Annotated in this window: 6 protein-coding genes; 4 read left to right on the top strand and 2 right to left on the bottom strand. The window is 68.0% G+C overall.

Annotation, left to right across the window (positions count from 1 at the left end; translation table 11 throughout):
- Nucleotides 1–7: 7 nt before the first annotated feature.
- A complete protein-coding gene (locus AC07SQ_RS09655; RefSeq protein ID WP_095746815.1) occupies nt 8–1,102 on the bottom strand; it encodes an acyl-CoA dehydrogenase family protein in 1,095 nt (364 codons plus the stop codon).
- A 22-nt stretch (nt 1,103–1,124) separates the two neighbouring features.
- Nucleotides 1,125–2,378, bottom strand: coding sequence for an acyl-CoA dehydrogenase family protein (locus AC07SQ_RS09650; RefSeq protein WP_495272017.1), 1,254 nt, complete (start codon nt 2,376–2,378; stop codon nt 1,125–1,127).
- Nucleotides 2,379–2,552: 174 nt separating this feature from the next.
- On the opposite strand from AC07SQ_RS09650, the gene AC07SQ_RS09645 reads away from it, so the two are divergent.
- The 4 genes from AC07SQ_RS09645 (at nt 2,553) to AC07SQ_RS09630 (ending at nt 21,056) form a co-directional block, all read left to right on the top strand.
- Nucleotides 2,553–3,791, top strand: coding sequence for an ABC transporter substrate-binding protein (locus AC07SQ_RS09645; protein WP_495272018.1), 1,239 nt, complete (start codon nt 2,553–2,555; stop codon nt 3,789–3,791).
- 69 nt (nt 3,792–3,860) lie between these two features.
- Entirely contained in the window at nt 3,861–5,075 is a 1,215-nt protein-coding gene (locus AC07SQ_RS09640) for an ABC transporter substrate-binding protein (RefSeq protein WP_062475166.1), read from the top strand.
- 44 nt (nt 5,076–5,119) lie between these two features.
- Nucleotides 5,120–6,760 carry a 3-(methylthio)propionyl-CoA ligase gene (locus AC07SQ_RS09635; protein ID WP_495267055.1) on the top strand — a complete coding sequence of 547 codons (1,641 nt, stop codon included), beginning with the start codon at nt 5,120–5,122 and terminating at the stop codon, nt 6,758–6,760.
- 391 nt (nt 6,761–7,151) lie between these two features.
- Nucleotides 7,152–21,056 (top strand): Ig-like domain-containing protein, encoded by a 13,905-nt coding sequence (locus AC07SQ_RS09630; RefSeq protein WP_495272019.1) that lies wholly within the window; start codon nt 7,152–7,154, stop codon nt 21,054–21,056.
- Nucleotides 21,057–21,301: the final 245 nt, after the last annotated feature.

Genomic DNA, 21,301 nt, shown 5'->3' with positions numbered 1-21,301 from the left:
GGGGAGGTCATGCGGCGACGAGGCCCTGCATCTCGGCGGCCAGGTGGCGCACGCGCTCGGGGCCGCCGAGCAGCTGGCGGTTGAAGCCGATGCGCTTGAACCAGTAATGCAGGCCCAGCAGGTCGGTGATACCCATGCCGCCGTGCACCTCGGTGGCGGTGCGGGCGACGAAGGTGCCGGTCTCGCTCAGGTGCGACTTGGCGTGCGCGGCGAGCAGCGCGGCTTCTTCGGGCAATGCGTCGAAGGCATGGGCCGCGTACCAGACGAGGGCGCGGCCGGGCTCCAGCGCGGCGGCCATTTCGGCACACAGGTGCTTCACGGCCTGGAAGGAACCGATCACGCGGCCGAACTGGCGGCGCTCCTTGGCGTAGGCCACGGCCTGGCCGATCATGGCTTCGCCCGCGCCGAGCGTGTCGGCGGCGAGCAGGGCCCAGCCCGCGCTGCGCAGGCGCGCGAGCGTGGCGGGGCTGGCGTTGGGCAGTCGCTCGGCCTTCACCTGTGCGAAGTGCAATTCGCCGAGCGGGCGCGTGGCGTCGATGCTGCGCAGCGCGCCGCGCGTGAGGCCCTGCGCATCGGCGCGCACGAGGTGCAGGCCACCCGCGCGGTCGGCCACGATGAACACATCGGCCGCGCCCGCGTCGAGCACGAAGAGCGCGCTGCCGTCGAGCGTGCCGTTGGCATTGGCCGTCACGCCGGCGCCATCGCGCGCGCCGGCCACGGCCTCGGCGATGGCCACGCCGGCGATGCATTCGCCGGCCGCCAGGCGCGGCAGCCATTCATCCTGTTGCGCCGCGCTGCCGGCCTCGCGCAGCGCGAGCGGTGCGAGCACGGCGGTGCCGAGAAAGGGCGTGGGCGCGACATGGCGGCCCAGCTCCTCGGCGGCCAGCGCGGCGTCGAGCAGGGACAGGCCGAGCCCGCCGAAGGCCTCGGGCACGAGCAGGGCCGGCACGCCGACTTCGCACAGCGTGCGCCAGACCTCGCGGTCCAGCGGCAGGTCGTCGGCCGCGACACGGCGCACGCGATCGAGCGGGCAGGCGCGTTCGAGCGCGCGGCGCAGGCTGTCCTGCAGCAGCTTCTGGTCGGCGGAGAGGGCGAATTCCATGAGGTGCTTCTTTCCGTTTGTCTCAAGCCAGCCGGGGTTCACGCGGCATGTCGAGCCCGCGTTCCGCGATGATGTTTTTCTGGATCTGCGCGGTGCCGCCGCCGATGATCAGACCCAGGTCGAACATGTAGCGCTCCTGCCAGAGCGCCTGCGCGCGCAGATGCGCGCTGCCCGGCATCAGCAGGCCCAGTTCGCCCAGCGCGTCGATGGCGAGCGCGGCCAGCTGGTGGCGCAGCTCGCAGCCCTGCAGCTTCACGACCAGCGCGGCCAGGCCCGGGTCTTCGCCCCTGGCCGCGGCCGTGAGCAGCCGCAGGCCGTGGCACTTCTGCGCCAGCACCTGGCCCTGCAGCCGCATCAGGCGGTCGCGCAGCACGGGCTGGTCGATGAGGCGCGTGCCGTCGACGGTCTCGGCCTGCATCAGCGTGGCGAGTTCCTGGTAGCGCTGGGTCGTGAGGTTGGGGTTGCCGAGCGAGCCGCGCTCGTGCTTGAGCGTGGCGTTGGCCACCTTCCAGCCGTCGCCGCGCTGGCCCACGATCTGGTGCTGCGGCACGCGCACGTCGGTGAAGAAGACCTCGTTGAACTCGGCATGGCCGGTCATGGTCTTGAGCGGGCGCACCTCGATGCCGGGCGTCTTCATGGAGAACAGCAGGTAGCTGATGCCCGCGTGTTTCGCGGCGCCGGGCTCGGTGCGCACGAGGCAGAAGATCATGTCGGCCACGTGCGCGGTCGAGGTCCAGATCTTCTGGCCGTTGATGACGAAGTCGCCACCGTCTTCGGTGGCGCGCGTCTGCAGCGACGCCAGGTCGGAGCCCGCGCCGGGCTCGGAGTAGCCCTGGCACCAGACCACCTCGCCGCGCAAGGTGGGGCCGATCCATTCGCGCCGCTGCGCCTCGCTGCCCAGCTCGAGCAGGGTGGGCACCAGCATCGAGATGCCCTGGTTGCCCAACGGTGGCGCCACGCCGGCGCGCGCGAATTCCTCGGTGATGAGGTGCGACTCCATGACGTCGGGCGCCGCGCCGTGGCCCCCGTACTCACGCGGCACCGTGCGGCCTGCGTAGCCGTGGTCCAGCAGCAGGCGCTGCCAGGCGAGGGCGTCGGCGTCGGGGCGCTCGGCGGTGCGCGCGAAGGCCGAGCGGTGGCCGTGCGTGGCCAGGAACGCGCGCAGCTCGTCGCGAAAGGCTTCGTAGCGGGGATTGAGCGTGAGGTCCATGCGGTGCTTGCCTTCGGTGCCCGCCGCGTTGCGCGGCGGTGGGTGTGTCTCCGTGTCGAGGCTCATGCTAGGGGCAACCCTCAGCCGCTCTCAATCGTCCGTTCCGACGATGTGACGCGCAGGGGGCGCTGCCTACCATCCAGCCCGAACGCCGCACGAGGTCCGCAAGAGACCGATGCGAGGCCGGCAAGAGGCCCGCGGCCGCAGCTTCTTTTTCACGAGAACGACGGAGACAACACCATGACACGTTCCCTCATTTCCGCCCGCCCCGGCACGCGCCGCCGCCTGCTCGGCGCCGGCCTGGCGGCCACGCTCGGCCTCGCCACGGCCTTCACGGCGCAGGCCCAGAAGCGCTACGACCCGGGCGCGAGCGACACCGAGATCAAGATCGGCCACATCGTCCCGTACTCGGGCCCGGTGTCGGCCTACGGCACCATCGGCAAGGCGGCGGCGGGCTACTTCGCCAAGCTCAATGCCGAGGGCGGCATCAACGGCCGCAAGGTCACGTTCATCTCGCTGGACGACGCCTACAACCCCTCCAAGACCGTGGAGCAGGCACGCAAGCTGGTCGAACAAGATGAAGTGCTGGTGCTCTTCGGCCCGCTGGGCACGGCGCACAACCTGGCGATCCAGCGCTACATGAACGCCAAGAAGGTGCCGCAGCTGTTCGTAGCCACGGGCGCCACGCGCTTCGGCGATCCGAAGGCCTTCCCCTGGACCATGGGCTGGCAGCCCACGTACCAGACCGAAGGCAAGATCTACGCGCAGCACATCCTCTCCACCAAGCCCAACGCGAAGATCGCCGTGCTCATGCAGAACGACGACTTCGGCAAGGACTTCCTGAAGGGCTTTCTCGAAGCGCTGGGCGACAAGGCCAAGACGATGATCGTGGCGCAGTCGACCTACGAGGTGACCGACCCGACCATCGACAGCCAGATGGTCAACCTGAAGGCCTCGGGCGCCGACACCTTCTTCAGCATCACCACGCCCAAGTTCGCGGCGCAGGCGATCCGCAAGGCGGCTGACATCGGCTGGAAGCCCACGCAGTATTTGTCGAGCGTGTCGGTGTCGGTGTCGGCGGTGATCAAGCCGGCGGGCCCCGAGAACGCGGTGGGCGTGATCTCGGCCACCTACCTGCGTGACCCGGCCGACGACATGTGGAAGGGCGCCAAGGAGTACGAGGACTACAAGACCTGGTTCAGCAAGTACTACCCCTCGGGCGACCTGAGCGATTCGCTCAACGTGCTGGGCTACTCGTCGGCGCAGACGCTGGAGCAGGTGCTGCGCAAGGCGGGCGACGACCTCACGCGCGTCAACATCATGAAGGTGGCGGCCAACCTGCAGTACAGCCCGCCCATGCTCTACCCGGGCATCGAGGTGAAGACCTCGCCGACGGACTTCTACCCGATCGAGCGCATGCAGCTGGTGCGCTTCAACGGCACGCGCTACGAGCCGTTCGGCAAGGTGCTCGGCGATTGATTGACGTCATGCGGGCCGCGCTGTCGGCCCGCCATTCATTTCCCCTTTTCGTTTTTCATTGAAGCTTCCATGACCTCCATCGTTCGACTGGCCGCCGCCCTGGGCGGCGCGGCCCTCCTGTTCACCGCCGGCGCGGCCCTCGCGCAGAAGAAGTACGACACCGGCGCCTCCGACACCGAGATCAAGCTCGGCATGGCCATGCCCTACAGCGGCCCCGTGTCGTCGTACGGCATCGTCGGCAAGGTCAACGAGGCGTACTTCAAGATGGTGAACGACAAGGGCGGCATCAACGGCCGCAAGGTGACGCTCATCAGCTACGACGACCAGTACACGCCGCCGCGCACCACCGAGGTGGTGCGCAAGCTGGTCGAGCAGGACGAAGTGCTCGCCGTGTACGGCAACCTGGGCTCGGCCTCCAACGCCGCGATCCAGCGCTACATGAACGCCAAGAAGGTGCCGCACCTGTTCCTGGGCGTGGGCGCCGACCGCTTCAACGACCCCAAGGCCTACCCCTGGACCACGCCCTACATGCCCAGCTACGAGGGCGAGGGCAGCCTCTACGCGAAGAACATCCTGAAGACGATGCCCAACGCGAAGATCGCCGTGCTCTACCAGAACGACGACTTCGGCAAGGACCTGCTCAAGGGCCTGAAGAAGGGCCTGGGCGACAAGGCCTCGATGGTGGTGGCCGAGGCCTCGTTCGAGGTGGCCGACCCCACGGTCGATTCGCAGATCATCAAGCTGCAGTCGTCGGGCGCCGACGTGTTCGTCAACTTCGCCACCGCGCGCTTTGCCGCGCAGGCCATCCGCAAAGCGTGGGACATCGGCTGGAAACCGAAGCAGCAGTACCTCACCTACGTGTCGGCCTACGTGAAGATGACGCTGGAACCCGCGGGCCTGGAGAAGTCGAAGGGCATCATGGCCATGGCCTTCTTCAAGGACGCCGCGCAGCCGCGCTGGGCCAACGACCCGGCCACGCAGGAGTTCCTGGCCTTCATGAAGAAGTACGCCCCCAACGAAGACGTGAACAACGCCGCCGGCGTGTACGGCTATGGCGTGGCGCAGGCCATGGAGACCGTGCTCAAGGCCTCGGGCGACAACCTCACGCGCGAGAACGTGCTCAAGCAGGCCACCACGCTCAAGAACATGCGCACCGGCATGCTGCTGCCTGGCATTGCGCTGAACACCTCGGCCACCGACTACTTTCCGTTCAACACGCTGCAGCTGGTGCAGTTCAACGGCAAGGAGTTCGAGCCCATGGGCGATTCGATTGCCGTGAAGTAGCCTTCGCAGAAGCACGCTCAAAAGAACCACAGGAGACACACACCATGCTCGGACTGATGCAGGACCGCCCGCTGCTGATCTCGTCGCTGATCGACCACGCGGCCACCTTCCACCCTCACGTCGAGATCGTCGGGCGCACCGTTGAAGGCCCGGTGCACCGCACCAACTACCGCGAGGTGCAGCGGCGCTCCAAGCAGGTGGCCAATGCGATGAAGGCGCTGGGCGTGGCGCCCGGCGACCGCGTGGGCACGCTGGCGTGGAACACGTACCGGCACCTGGCGCTGTACTACGGCGTGTCCGGCTCGGGCGCGGTGCTGCACACGGTGAACCCGCGGCTCTTTCCAGAGCAGATCGACTACATCGTCAACCACGCCGAAGACAAGGTGCTGTTCTTCGACACCAGCTTCGCACCGCTGGTCGAGAAGCTCGCGCCCAAGCTCAAGAGCGTGCGCGCCTTCGTCGCCATGACCGACCGCGCCCACATGCCGGCCATCGACGTGCCGAACCTGCTGTGCTACGACGAGCTCATCGGCGCGCAGAGCGAGGACTACACCTGGCCCGAGTTCGACGAGCGCACCGCCTCGTCGCTGTGCTACACCTCGGGCACCACGGGCAACCCCAAGGGCGTGCTGTATTCGCACCGCTCCACCGTGCTGCATTCGCTGATGGAATGCGCGCCCGACACCTTCGGCGTGTGCTCGCAGATGACGCTGCTGCTGGCCGTGCCCATGTTCCACGCCAACGCCTGGGGCATGCCGTACTCGGCGCCGATGGTGGGCGCCAAGCTCGTCATGCCCGGCCCGCACCTCGATGGCCAGAGCCTGTACGAACTCATGCGCGACGAGAAGGTGAGCTTCTCGCAGGCGGTGCCCACCGTGTGGCTGATGCTGTTCCAGTACTTCGACGCCCACCCCGAGATCGACACCCGCGCCATCGGCCTCAAGCGCATCGGCGTGGGCGGCGCCGCCACGCCGCGCGCCATGATCGAGCGCTTCGAGCGCGACTTTGGCGCCGACTTCGTGCAAGGCTGGGGCATGACCGAGACCAGCCCCATCGGCGTGATCGGCAACCTGCTGCCCAAGCACCTCGCGCTCCCGAAAGAGGAGCAGACCACGGTCAAGATGCGCCAGGGCCGCGGCGTGTGGGGCGTGGAGCTCAAGATCGTCGACGAGAACGGGCAGCGCCTGCCGCACGACGGCGTGGCCTTCGGTCACCTGCATGTGCGCGGTCCGTGGATTGCGAGCGGTTACTTCCGCAGCGAAGGCGGCGACGTGCTCGATGCCGAGGGCTTCTTTCCGACCGGCGACGTGGCCAACATCGACGCCGACGGTTATGTGCAGCTGGTCGACCGCGCCAAGGACGTCATCAAGTCGGGCGGCGAGTGGATCTCGTCGATCGACCTGGAGAACGCGGCCAGCGCACACCCGGCCGTGGCCGAGGCCGCGGTGATCGGCATCGCGCATCCGAAGTGGCAGGAGCGGCCCCTGCTGATCGTCGTGAAGCGTGCAGGCGCAGAGGTCACGGGCGAGGAACTGCTCACTTTTCTTTCGCAGCGCGTGGCCAAGTGGTGGCTGCCCGACGACGTGGCTTTCGTCGACAGCCTGCCGCATACAGCCACCGGCAAGCTGCTGAAGACCAAATTGCGCGAGCAGTTCAAGGGCTACGTCGCGGCCAAGTCAACTTGATGACAGTTGTTCGTTCTTTCTGTGCATAACTCTGTGGGTTGCCTGAGGAGGCGAGCCAGCAGAGCGAGCATTGGCGCGGCTTCGCACCACGTTGCTCACTGATTGAGCAGGCCGGATTTTCCCCGGCGCTTTTTACCCACCGCGTTCTTTCCCCCCAAGGCCCTTGCGAGTCGTCGACTTGCAAGGGCCTTTCTGCTTTGTAGGTACTTCCGGGGGCTTTGTTCACAGTTTCGCCCTGCGCCTATCCCGGGGGCTAGTGCTTTCGGACTCGTCCGATGGATCGAACGGGACCGCCTTCCTAAAGTCATCGATCAAGAAACCGCTTGATCGAGTCGCGTGCATTTCGCGTGCTCGTCCGGTCCCGATTTATCTCTCCAGCACTAGGAATCACATGGCAACGAAGAAGACGAAGGTCGTCGTCAACAGCAACGGCAGGAACATCGATCACACGGTGGAAGCAGCAACCAGCGGCAAGGCGCCGGTCCGGATCAAGGTCCAGAAGGGCGCGAAGTACCTGCTCAAGGGCGACGACGGTTTTGCGCCCGAGAACGTGACGCTCACGCGCGTGGGCAACGACCTGCAGATCACGCTCGAAGGCGAGACGAGCCCGGGCCTGGTGCTCGAGGGCTACTACGCGCAGTCCGAACCCGTGGGCCTGTACGGCGTGGCCGAGGACGGCCAGCTGTATGCGTACGCGCGCACCGATGGCGCGGGCGACATCTACGCGCTGGCCGAAGGCCAGTCGGCACCCGTGGCGCTGGGCGGCGATTCGTACGGCCCGGGTGCGCCGTACCTGGCCGGCACCGAAGCGGCCGGTGGCAACGATTTCTTCGGCGGCATGCTGCCCCTGCTGATGACCGGCGGCCTGGCCGCGCTCGGCCTCGGCGCCATTGCCGCGGCCAGCGGCAGCGACGGTGATACCGCGCCGAGCCTTCCGCCCGTGATGCCTCCGCCCGACGTGCGTCCTCCCGGCAAGCCCGGCTTCGACGGCATCGGCGGTGCCTACGACGACGTCGGCCCCCTCAAGGGCCAGATCCAACCCGGCGGCCAGACCGACGACACGCGACCTGATTTTTTCGGAACCGGCACACCCGGCAACACCATCACCATGTACGACAACGGCAAAGAAATCGGCAAGACCCTTGTGGACGGCAACGGCGCGTGGCACTTCACGCCACCGAAGGACCTGAGCGAGGGCAACCATTCCATCACCATCACCGAGAGCGATCCGGCCGGCCGTGAAGGCGAGCCTTCGGACCCGTTCGAGTTCGCCGTCGACACGACGCCGCCGCCCAAGCCCGAGTGGAACGGCGGCAGCAGCGAAGGCCCCGGCGCCGTCATCGACGACGTGGGCCCCATCAAGGGCCGCGTGCCCCCGGGCGGCGCGACGGACGACCAGCGCCCCGAGTTCGACGGCCAGGGCACGCCGGGCGACACCATCATCGTGCTGGACCACGGCAAGGAAATCGGCCGCGTCGAAGTGAACGGGGACGGCGTGTGGACCTTCACGCCGCCGACCGACCTGAGCGAGGGCGAGCACTCCATCACCATCGTCGAGCGCGACCCCGCGGGCAACGAGAGCAAGCCCTCCGACCCGTTCGAATTCGTCGTCGACATCACCCCGCCCGACCAGCCCCAGGTGGGCGGCGCCAACGACAACATGGGCGAGTACCAGGGCCCCATCACCCCGGGCGGCGTCACCGACGACCGCCAGCCCGAGTTCCATGGCGAAGGCACGCCGGGCGACACCATCGTCATCAAGGACGGTGACACCGTGATCGGCACCACCGAAGTGGACGAGAACGGCGCCTGGACCTTCACGCCCTCGACCGACCTGAAGGAGGGCGACCACTCCATCACCGTCATCGCGCGCGATCCGGCCGGCAACGAGAGCAAGCCCTCCGACCCCTTCGATTTCGAGATCGACGTGACCCCGCCCGATGCCAGCAAGCTGGCCATCACGGGCGTGACCGACGACGTGGGCGAAGTCACGGGCAACGTGGCCTCGGGCGGCAAGACCGACGACAGCCGTCCGCTGCTCAGCGGCACCGGCACGGCCGGCGACACCATCATCGTGACGGTCAAGGACAGCACGGGCAGCCGCGAGCTCGGCCGCGCGATCGTGGAGGCCGACGGCAAGTGGACGCTGCAGGTGAGCACGCCGCTCCTGCAAGGCAAGAACGAGTTCACCGCCATCGAGATGGACCCCACGGGCAACCACACCGCGCCCACCGCGCCCTACACCGTGATCCTGGACAGCGTGCCGCCGAGCGTGCCCGTGATCCAGAACGTGCAGGACGACGTGGGCCCGCACCAGGGCATGCTGCAGAAGGGCCAGGTCACCGACGACGCCAAGCCGACCATCATCGGCACCGCACAAGCGGGCAACACCATCAAGGTCTACGACGGCACGAAGCTGCTGGGCCAGACCGTGGCCGACGCCAACGGCAAGTGGAGCTTCACGCCTGAGGCCAACCTGGTCGACGGCACGCACAACATCACCGCCACGGCCACCAACCCCGTGGGCCAGACCAGCGACGCCACCGGCGTCTGGAACTTCGTGGTCGACGCCACGCCGCCGGGCCAGGTCACCGACCTCGTCGTGACCGACGACGTGGGTGGCAAGGTGGGCGCGCTGAAGGACGGCGAGACCACCGACGACGACCTCCCGACCTTCAGCGGCAAGGCCGAGCCGGGCGCCACCGTGAACGTGTACGACAACGGCAACAAGATCGGCGAAGCGCTGGTGGACGAGAACGGCGACTGGAGCTTCACGCCCACCACGCCGCTGACCAGCGGCGAGCACGCCTTCACCACCGAGGTGGTCGACCAAGCCGGCAACAGCAGCGGCCAAAGCGATGCGCTGAACGTGGTGGTGGACGCCATTCCTGGCGTCGTGACGCTGGGCAAGCTGATCGACGACCAGGGCACCATCCAGGGCGCCATCGCCCCCAACGGAAACACCGACGACGCGCGCCCCGAAATCCAGGGCACGGGCAAGGCCGGCAGCACCATCAAGGTGTACGACGGCGCGACCCTGCTGGGCGAGACGACGGTCAAGCCCGACGGCTCGTGGAGCTTCACGCCCGGCACGGCATTGGCCGACGGCGCGCACAGCATCACCGTGACCGCGACCGACAAGTCCGGCAACACGAGCGAACCGACCCAGGCGTTCAACTTCACCGTGGACACCGTGCCACCGACCACGCCGAGCATCGAGTCGGCGCTGGACGACGTGGGCGCCAAGCAAGGTGCATTGGTCAACGGCGGCGTGACGGACGACCCGTCGCCCACGCTGTCGGGCAAGGCCGAAGCGGGCAGCACCGTGACCATCAACGACAACGGCGCCTTCCTGGGCAAGGTCGTGGCCGACGCCGAAGGCAACTGGAGCTACACGCCCACCACGCCGCTCAACGAAGGCGAGCACACCTTCACCGTCAGCGCCACCGACAAGGCGGGCAACACGAGCGTGCCTTCGGCCGAGTTCGTGCTCACCACCGACTACACGCCGCCGGACCCCAGCAAGCTGGCGATCACCGGCGTGGCCGACGACGTGGGCCTGGTGCAAGGCAACGTGGCCCCGGGCGAGAAGACCGACGACAGCCGTCCCGTGATCAGCGGCACCGGCACGGCGGGCGACACCATCATCGTGATGGTCAAGGACAGCACGGGCAGCCGTGAGCTGGGCCGCGCGACCGTGGGCGCCGACGGCAAGTGGACGCTGCAGGCCAGCACGCCGCTGCTGCAGGGCAACAACGAATTCACCGCGATCGAAGTGGACCCGGCGGGCAATGCGACCGCGCCGAGCGCACCGTACACCGTGATCCTGGACAGCGTGCCGCCGAGCGTGCCGGTGATCCAGAACGTGCAGGACGACGTGGGCGTGCTCCAAGGCATGCTGCAGAAGGGCCAGGTCACCGACGACGCCCGACCGACCATCATCGGCACGGCGCAAGCGGGCAACACCATCAAGGTCTACGACGGCACGAAGCTGCTGGGCGAAACCGTGGCCGACGCTTCGGGCCAGTGGAGCTTCACGCCGACGGCCAACCTGGCTGACGGTACGCACAACATCACCGCGACGGCCACCAACCCGGTGGGCCAGACCAGCGATGCGACGGGCATCTGGAACTTCGTGATCGACACCAAGGCCCCGGGCCAGGTGACGGGCCTGGAAGTGATCGACGACGTGGGCGCCAAGCAAGGCACCCTGACCAGCGGCGACACGACCGACGACAACAAGCCCGAATTCAAGGGCAAGGCCGAGCCGGGTGCGACCGTGAACCTGTACGACGGCGACACCAAGATCGGCGAAGCCGTGGCCGACGAGAACGGCAACTGGAGCATCACGCCCACGACACCGCTGGGCGACGGTGCGCACTCGCTGAGCACGGAAGTGATTGACCCCGCTGGCAACAGCAGCGGCAAGGGCCCGGCGCTGGACATCACCGTGGACACCTCGAAGGTGGAAGTCTCGATCAGCAAGCTGGTGGACGATCAGGGCACCGTGAAGGGCCCGATCGCCGCCAACGGCAGCACCGACGACACGAAGCCCGAGATCCAGGGCACGGGCAAGGCCGGAAGCACCATCAAGGTGTACGACGGCGCCACGCTGCTGGGCGAGACCGTGGTCAAGGCCGACGGTTCGTGGAGCTTCACGCCTGCGGCCGACCTGGGCCAGGGCGCGCACGCCATCACCGCCACCGCCACCGACAAGGCTGGCAACGTGAGCGAGCCGACCAAGGCCTTCAACTTCACTGTGGACACCGTGGCACCCACCGCGCCGAGCATCGATTCGGCCATGGACGACGTGGGTGCCAAGCAAGGCGCATTGGTCAACGGCGGCGTGACGGACGACCCGTCGCCCACGCTGTCGGGCAAGGCCGAAGCCGGCAGCACCGTGACGATCAAGGACAACGGCGCCGTGCTGGGCACGGTCGTGGCCGACGCGAGCGGCAACTGGGTCTACACGCCCACCACGCCGCTGGCAGAAGGCGAACACAAGTTCACCGTGACGGCGACCGACAAGGCCGGCAACACGAGCGCGCCTTCGGCCGAGTTCGTGGTGACGACCGACTACACGCCGCCGGACGCCAGCAAGCTGGCCATCACCGGCGTGGCCGACGACGTGGGCCTGGTGCAAGGCAACGTGGCCTCGGGCTCGACGACCGACGACAGCCGTCCCGCGATCAGCGGCACGGGCACGGCCGGCGACACCATCATCGTGATGGTCAAGGACAGCACGGGCAACCACAAGCTGGGCGAGGCGACCGTGGGCGCCGACGGCAAGTGGACGCTGCAGGTGACCACGCCGCTGCTGGAAGGCAGCAACGAGTTCACCGCGATCGAAGTGGACCCGGCCGGCAATGCGACCGCGCCGAGCGCTTCGTACACCGTGATCCTGGACAGCACGCCGCCGAGCGTGCCCGTGATCCAGAACGTGCAGGACGACGTGGGCATCCACACGGGCATGCTGCAAAAGGGCGACGTCACGGACGACGCCAAGCCGACCATCATCGGCACCGCGCAGGCGGGCAACACCGTCAAGATCTACGACAACGGCACCAAGATCGGTGAAGTCGTGGCCGACGCTTCGGGCAAGTGGAGCTTCACGCCCGAGACGCCGCTGGCCGGCGGCATGCACAACATCGTCGCCACCGCCACCAACCCGGTGGGCCAGACCAGCGACGCCACCGGCGTCTGGAACTTCGTGATCGACACCACGCCTCCGAGCCTGGCCACGGGCCAGGAAGCCCTGGACGACGTGGGCGCCAAGCAAGGCACCCTGACCAGCGGCGATACGACCGACGACAACAAGCCCGAATTCAAGGGCAAGGCCGAGCCGGGCGCGACCGTCAACCTGTACGACGGCGACACGAAGATCGGCACAGCCGTGGCCGACCCGGACGGCAACTGGAGCATCACGCCCACCACGCCGCTGGGCGACGGTGCGCACTCGCTCACGACCGAAGTGGTGGACCCCGCTGGCAACTCCAGCGGCAAGGGCCCGGCCCTGGACATCACCGTGGACACCACGGGTGTGACGGTGTCCATCAGCAAGCTGGTGGACGACCAGGGCAGCGTGAAGGGCCCGATCGCCGCCAACGGCACGACCGATGACACCAAGCCCGAGATCCAGGGCACGGGCAAGGCCGGCAGCACCATCAAGGTGTACGACGGTTCGACCCTGCTGGGCGAGACCGTGGTCAAGGCCGACGGCTCCTGGAGCTTCACGCCTGCGGTCGAGCTGGGCCAGGGCGCGCACGCCATCACCGCCACGGCCACCGACAAGGCCGGCAACGTGAGCGAGCCGACGGCTGCGTTCAACTTCTCCATCGACACGGTCGCACCGACCGCACCGAGCATCGGCGCGGTGACCGACGACGTGGGTGCCGTGCAGGGCGCCCTGGTCAACGGCGGCGTGACGGACGACCCCTCGCCCACGCTGTCGGGCAAGGCCGAAGCAGGCAGCACCGTGACCATCAAGGACAACGGCCAGGAACTCGGCAAGGTCACGGCCGATGCCGAAGGCAACTGGAGCTTCACGCCCACCACGCCGCTGCCGGAAGGCGAGCACAAATTCACCGTCACCGCCACCGACAAGGCGGGCAACACGAGCGCGCCTTCGGCCGAGTTCGTGGTGACGACCGACTACTCGCCACCTGACGCCAGCAAGCTGGCGATCACGGGCGTGGAAGACGACGTGGGCGGCATCACGGGCAACGTGGCCTCGGGTGCCACCACCGACGACGCACTGCCTGCCATCGGCGGCACCGGCACGGCCGGCGACACCATCATCGTGACGGTCAAGGACAGCACGGGCAGCCGTGAACTCGGCCGCGCCACCGTGGACGCCAATGGCAAGTGGACGCTGCAAGTGACCGCGCCGCTGGCCGCGGGCGCCAACGAGTTCACCGCCATCGAGCAGGACCCGGCCGGCAACCAGACCGCACCGAGCGCGTCGTACAGCATCAACGTCGACACGGGTCGCCCGGAAGTGCCGGTGATCCAGAACGTGCAGGACGACGTGGGCGCGAAGACGGGCATGCTGCAAAAGGGCGAACTCACCGACGACGCCAAGCCGACCATCATTGGCACGGCGCAGGCCGGCAACACCATCAAGGTCTACGACGGCGCCACGCTGCTGGGCCAGGTCGTGGCCGATGCTTCGGGCAAGTGGAGCTTCACGCCGACGGCCAACCTGGCTGACGGCACGCACAACATCACCGCCACGGCCACCAACCCCGTGGGTCAGACCAGCGATGCGACGGGCATCTGGAACTTCGTGGTCGACACCAAGGCCCCGGGCCAGGTGACCGGCCTGGAAGTGATCGACGACGTGGGCGCCAAGCAAGGCGCCCTGACCAGCGGCGACACGACCGACGACAACAAGCCCGAATTCAAGGGCAAGGCCGAGCCGGGCGCGACCGTGAACCTGTACGACGGCGACACCAAGATCGGTGAAGCCGTGGCCGACGAGAACGGCAACTGGAGCATCACGCCGACGACGCCGCTGGGAGAAGGTGCGCACTCGCTGAGCACGGAAGTGGTCGACCCTGCTGGCAACAGCAGCGGCAAGGGCCCGGCCTTGGACATCATTGTGGACACCACGGGTGTGACGGTGTCCATCAGCAAGCTGGTGGACGATCAGGGCGCCGTAAAGGGCCCGATCGCCGCCAACGGCAGCACCGACGATACGAAGCCCGAGATCCAGGGCATGGGCAAGGCCGGCAGCACCATCAAGGTGTACGACGGCGCAACCCTGTTGGGAGAGACCGTGGTCAAGGCCGACGGCTCGTGGACCTTCACGCCTGCGGTCGAGTTGGGCCAGGGCGCGCACGCCATCACCGCCACCGCCACCGACAAGGCCGGCAACGTGAGCGAGCCGACGGCTGCGTTCAACTTCTCCATCGACACGGTCGCACCGACCGCACCGAGCATCGGTGCCGTGACCGACGACGTGGGCGGCGTGCAGGGTGCACTGACCAACGGCGGCGTGACGGACGACCCGTCGCCCACGCTGTCGGGCAAGGCCGAAGCCGGCAGCACCGTGACCATCAAGGACGGCACCGTGGAGCTGGGCAAGGTCGTGGCCGATGCCGAAGGCAACTGGAGCTTCACGCCCACCACGCCGCTGGCAGAGGGTGAGCACAAGTTCACCGTCACCGCCACCGACAAGGCGGGCAACACGAGCGCGCCTTCGGCCGAGTTCGTGGTGACGACCGACTACACGCCGGCTGACTACAGCAAGCTGGCCATCACCGGCGTGGCCGATGACGTGGGCGGCGTGCAGGGCAACGTCGCCTCGGGTTCGACGACGGACGACAGCCGTCCGGTCATCAGCGGCACCGGCACGGCCGGCGACACCATCGTCGTGATGGTCAAGGACAGCACCGGCACCCACAAGCTGGGCGAAGCGACCGTGGGCGCCGATGGCAAGTGGACGCTGCAAGTGAGCACGCCGCTGCTGGAAGGCAGCAACGAGTTCACCGCGATCGAAATCGATCCGGCGGGCAATCCGACCGCGCCGAGCGCACCGTACACCGTGACCCTGGACAGCACGCCGCCGAGCGTGCCCGTGATCCAGAACGTGCAGGACGATGCAGGCGCGAAGACGGGCATGCTGCAAAAGGGTGACGTGACCGACGACGCCAAGCCGACGATCCTCGGCACGGCGCAACCCGGTACCACCGTGAAGGTCTACGACGGCGCCACGCTGCTGGGCCAGACCGTGGCCGACGCTTCGGGCAAGTGGAGCTTCACGCCCGAGACGGCGCTGGCCGACGGCACGCACAACATCACCGCCACGGCCACCAACACCGTGGGCCAGACCAGCGACGCCACCGGCATCTGGAACTTCGTGGTCGATACCAAGGCGCCGGGCCTGGCCACGGGCCAGGAGGCGCTGGACGACGTGGGCGCCGTGCAAGGTCCGCTCAAGAGCGGTGACACGACCGACGACAACAAGCCTGAGTTCAAGGGCAAGGCAGAGCCTGGCGCGACCGTGAACCTGTACGACGGCGACACCAAGATCGGTGAAGCCGTGGCTGACCCGGACGGCAACTGGAGCATCACGCCGACGACGCCGCTGGGCGAAGGTGCGCACTCGCTGAGCACGGAAGTGGTCGACCCCGCTGGCAATAGCAGCGGCAAGGGCCCGGCCCTGGACATCACCGTGGACACCTCCAAGGTCGAAGTCTCGATCAGCAAGCTGGTGGACGACCAGGGCGCCGTGAAGGGCCCGATCGCCGCCAACGGCACGACCGATGACACGAAGCCCGAGATTCAAGGCACGGGCAAGGCCGGCAGCACCATCAAGGTGTACGACGGCGCAACCCTGCTGGGCGAGACCGTGGTCAAGGCCGACGGCTCGTGGACGTTCACGCCTGCGGCCGAGCTGGGCCAGGGCGCGCACAGCATCACCGTGACCGCGACCGACAAGGCGGGCAACGTGAGCGAGCCGACGGCTGCGTTCAACTTCACCGTGGACACCGTGGCACCGACCGCTCCGAGCATCGGTGCCGTGACCGACGACGTGGGTGCAGTGCAAGGCGCACTGGCCCACGGCGCAACGACCGACGACCCCTCCCCGACCCTGTCGGGCAAGGCCGAAGCCGGCAGCACCGTGACCATCAAGGACGGCACCGTGGAGCTGGGCAAGGTCACGGCCGATGCCGAAGGCAAGTGGAGCTTCACGCCCACCACGCCGCTGCCGGAAGGCGAACACAAGTTCACCGTCACCGCCACCGACAAGGCGGGCAACACGAGCGCGCCTTCGGCCGAGTTCGTGGTGACCACCGACTACACGCCGCCGGACGCCAGCAAGCTGGCCATCACGGGCGTGGAAGACGACGTGGGCGGCATCACGGGCAACGTGGCCTCGGGCGCGACGACGGACGACAGCCGTCCGGTCATCAGCGGCACCGGCACGGCCGGCGACACCATCATCGTGACGGTCAAGGACAGCACGGGCAGCCGTGAGCTGGGCCGCGCGACCGTGGGCGCCGACGGCAAGTGGACGCTGCAAGTGAGCACGCCGCTGCTGGAAGGCAGCAACGAGTTCACCGCGATCGAAATGGACCCGGCGGGCAACCAGACCGCGCCGAGCGCGCCGTACACCGTGACCCTGGACAGCGTGCCGCCAAGCGTGCCCGTGATCCAGAACGTGCAGGACGACGTGGGCGTGGTGCACATGCTGCAAAAGGGCGAAGTCACCGACGACGCCAAGCCGACCATCATCGGCACGGCGCAGGCCGGCAACACCATCAAGGTCTACGACGGCGCCACGCTGCTGGGCCAGGTCGTGGCCGACGCGTCGGGCAAGTGGAGCTTCACGCCCGAGACCGCGCTGGCCGACGGCCCGCACGACATCACCGCGACGGCCACCAACTCCGTGGGCCAGACCAGCGACGCCACCGGCATCTGGAACTTCGTGGTCGACACCGCGCCTCCGGGCCCGGTGACGGGTCTCGAGGTGCTCGACGACGTGGGTGCCAAGACGGGGCCGCTCGCCAATGGCGACACCACCGACGACACCAAGCCCACCTTCAACGGCAAGGCCGAGCCGGGCGCGACCGTGAAGGTCTACGACAACGGCACGCTGCTGGGCAGCGCGCTGGTCGACGGCAACGGCGACTGGACGTTCACGCCGACCACGCCGCTGGCGAACGGTTCGCATGCGCTCACCACCGAGGTGGTGGACCCTGCGGGCAACTCGAGCGGTCAAAGCGCTCCGCTGAACCTGATCGTGGACATCATCCCTGGCACGTTGGAGATCAGCGCGCTGGTGGACGACCAGGGTGCCATCAAGGGCGGCATCGCCCTCAACGGCACGACCGACGACACGCGCCCTGAAATCCAGGGCACGGGCAAGGCCGGCAGCACCGTGAAGGTGTACGACGGCGCGACCCTGCTGGGCCAGACCGTGGTCAAGGCCGACGGTTCGTGGACCTTCACGCCCACGGCCGACCTGGGTGAAGGCGCGCACGCCATCACCGCCACCGCCACCGACCTGGCGGGCAACACGGGCACGCCGACCTCGGTCTTCGGCTTCACCGTGGACACCGTGCCCCCGACGGCGCCGAGCATCGATGCGGCGGCAGACGACGTGGGCGCCAAGCAGGGTGCATTGGTCAACGGCGGTGTGACGGACGACCCGTCGCCCACGCTGTCGGGCAAGGCCGAAGCCGGCAGCACCGTGACCATCAACGACAACGGCGCCAAGCTGGGCACGGTCGTGGCCGACGCCAACGGCAACTGGGTGTACACGCCCACCACGCCGCTGGCAGAGGGCGAACACAAGTTCACCGTCACCGCCACCGACAAGGCCGGCAACACGAGCGCGCCTTCGGCCGAGTTCGTGCTGACCACCGACTACACGCCGCCCGCGGCTTCGGCCGCGACGCTGAGCGACGACGCCGGCGAGATCAAGGGGCCGATCACCAGCGGCACCGTGACCGACGACGACACGCCGACCTACGCGGGCAAGACCGAGCCGAACGCCACCGTGGTCATCTATGACGACGGCAAGGAAATCGGCAAGGTGCAGGCCAACGCCACGGGCGACTGGAGCTTCACGCCCGCAACGCCGCTGGCGCCGGGCGCGCACAGCTTCAGCAATGCCGTGACCGACGTGGCCGGCAACGTGGGCCAGCCGGGCGCGGCCATCGACTTCACCGTCGATGTGCAACCCGCGACCATCAGCATCGCCGGCGCGACCGACAACACCGGCGACATCCTCGGCGAGATCGCCAAGGGCGGCGTCACCGACGACGCCACCCCGACCCTGCACGGCAAGGCCACCCCGGGCGGCACCGTGAAGGTCTACGACGGCACCACCGTGCTGGGCTCGGTCGTGGCCGACGCCAACGGCGACTGGAGTTTCACACCGTCCACCGCGCTGCGCGAAGGCGCGTACGAACTGAGCGCCACCGTGACCACGGCGGCGCACGGCGAGAGCGCGAAGACGGCGGTGTTCGACTTCACCGTGGACTTCACCGCGCCGGGCGCGCCGACCATCGTGGCGGTGCTCGACGACGTGGGCAGCCTCACCACCAACGTGGTGCAGGGCGGCGTCACCGACGACACCCGGCCGCAGTTCAAGGGCAAGGCAGAAGCCAACGCGACCGTGAAGGTCTACGACGGCGCCACCCTGCTGGGCGAGACCACGGCCAACGCCGCGGGCGACTGGAGCGTCACGCCGGCCACGCCGCTGGGCAACGGCCCGCACAACGTGACCGTGACCGCTACGGACGCCGCAGGCAACGTGAGCGCGCCCTCGGCTGCGTTCGACTTCACCGTGGACGCGACGCCGCCGGCCAAGCCGACCATCGTGTCGGTGGTCGACGACGTGGGAAGCATCCAGGGCGAGGTGACGCTGAACGGCGTCATCGACGACCCGCGCCCCGTCTTCACGGGCAAGGCCGAAGCCAACAGCACCGTGGTCATCTATGACAAGGGTGTGGAGGTCAAGCGCGTGCCTGTCGATGCGTCGGGCAACTGGACCTGGACGCCGACGACGGCGCTGAACAACGGCGTGCACACCATCACCGTGAAGGCCGTCGACCAGGCGGGCAACCTCAGCGCGCCGTCGGATGCCTTCGGCTTCACGGTGTCCACCACGCCGCCGCCCAAGCCGACGATCGTGTCGGTGTACGACGACGTGGGCGCGGTGCAGGACGACCTGTACAGCGGCGACGTGACTGACGACGCCCAGCCCCTGGTCACGGGCAAGGCCGAGGCCAACAGCACCGTCATCGTCTTCAACAACGGCGTGGAGGTGACGCGCGTGCAGTCCGATGCGTCGGGCAACTGGACCTACATGCCGGCGACCCCGCTGGCCGACGGCGGCCACAGCATCAGCGCGATCGTGATCAACAAGGCAGGCGTGTCCAGCGTGCCGTCGGCAGCGTTCGGGTTCACGGTGGATACGACGCCGCCCAAGGCCCCGACCAAGCTGGTGGCCACCGCGACGGGCGTGGACGTGTACTTCGACACCACCGATGCGAAGGAGGGCGACAAGGTGCGCGTGACCTTCGGTGACGGGCCTGTCGACCATGTGCTCACGGCGGCCGACATTGCCGCAGGCAAGGCGTACGTGGCCAATCCGGTGCCGCCGTTCACCGTCGGCTTCGAGGGGATGCCGATCGCACCGGAGGGCACCTACGTGCCTTCATTGGAGAGCGGTCGCCTGACGATCACCGGCAGCCAGATGTACGTTTCCCCGAAGACCTCCGTATCGGAGATCTTCTGGGGCATGTCGGGGAATCACCTGGCATTCGGCATGCCCGCCGGAGCGGGACCCACCCTTCAGTTCGCGGTGGCGGAGGGAACGGACTTCATCGGTTTCCGCTGGCGCGGCACCGATCAATCATCCCCTACGACCATGACGATCTATGACATGAAGGGCGGTGTGATCGACGTTGTCGCGATCCCGGGCGGGGCGACTCCCAATGACTACAGCTTTGCGGCACCCGTGGGCCGGGAGATCGGCCGTGTGACATTCGAGACCAAGGATGGACGGGATGTCGTCGCCGCCATGGACAACCTCCAGATCGGCGGCGGCCCCACCGCCAACCTCGATGCCTCGGCGGTCATCATCGACCCGGTGGGCAATGTGTCGGCGCAGACCATGCCGGATGTGTCCGGGACCTTCGCTTTGGATGGGGATGAAACGGGCGACCGTGCCGGTGCCGGTGCCGGTGCCGGTGCCGATGCGGCAGCCCACGGCACCGACGTGCTCGATCACCCGACGCAGGGCTACACCGAAGCTGACGACCAGATCATCGCCAGGCTCGGCTTCGCCGACCGCCTCGAAGGCGGTGCAGGCAACGACACCTTCCTGAAGGTGGGCACGGGTGACGTGGTACACGGCGGCGCGGGCAATGACAGGGTTCACGTCAACAGCGGCGACTTCGAACGCATCGACGGCGGCCTGGGTGTCGACACCCTGGTGATGGACGGCAAGGCGATGCACATCGACCTGTCGGCCCTCGGCCTGAAGGTGCAGGGCGTCGAGAAGTTCGACCTGGGCGGGGGCGGCAACACGCTGGCGCTGAGCACGCACGACGTGCTGGCCGGCGGTGCGCGCGACATGGTTGTGGCCGACGGCAAGGTGCAGATGCTGGTCAACGGCGCCAACGGCGAAGTCGACCTGCTCGGCGGCACGCATGGTGACGACGGCTGGACGCAGGGCGGCAATGCCACGGTGGGTGGTGTGACGTACGGCGTCTACACCAACCTGGCCGGCACCGCCGAGCTGCTGGTCGAGGACAAGGTCCACGTGACCATCCTGTAAGGCCGCTGGTCGGTCACGCGGCGCAACCACAGCGCCGCGCATGACGCGGCAGCTGCCGGTGCGGCTGCCGCGTTTTTCTTTTTGACCTGTGCCGTTGTCGACGACTTTGTGCGCGATTTCGGCACCGACCTACGCCTTCGTACCCGGCTTTCAGATTCGTCCGATGGCCCGGCCCGACGGCGATTTCTAGAGTAGGCCACCTCTCGAAACGCTGGATCGCGCTGCGCTTTTTCCGCAGGCCAATC

The sequence above is a fragment of the Variovorax sp. GW821-FHT06D12 genome (assembly GCF_059419205.1).
This window is presented reverse-complemented; position numbering and strand designations above follow the sequence as displayed.

Bases quoted from the DNA above. Each gene is read 5' to 3' on its own strand.
- AC07SQ_RS09655 (WP_095746815.1), bottom strand. From the start codon at position 1,102: ATGGAATTCGCCCTCTCCGCCGACCAGAAGCTGCTGCAGGACAGCCTG.
- AC07SQ_RS09650 (WP_495272017.1), bottom strand. From the start codon at position 2,378: ATGAGCCTCGACACGGAGACACACCCACCGCCGCGCAACGCGGCGGGC.
- AC07SQ_RS09645 (WP_495272018.1), top strand. From the start codon at position 2,553: ATGACACGTTCCCTCATTTCCGCCCGCCCCGGCACGCGCCGCCGCCTG.
- AC07SQ_RS09640 (WP_062475166.1), top strand. From the start codon at position 3,861: ATGACCTCCATCGTTCGACTGGCCGCCGCCCTGGGCGGCGCGGCCCTC.
- AC07SQ_RS09635 (WP_495267055.1), top strand. From the start codon at position 5,120: ATGCTCGGACTGATGCAGGACCGCCCGCTGCTGATCTCGTCGCTGATC.
- AC07SQ_RS09630 (WP_495272019.1), top strand. From the start codon at position 7,152: ATGGCAACGAAGAAGACGAAGGTCGTCGTCAACAGCAACGGCAGGAAC.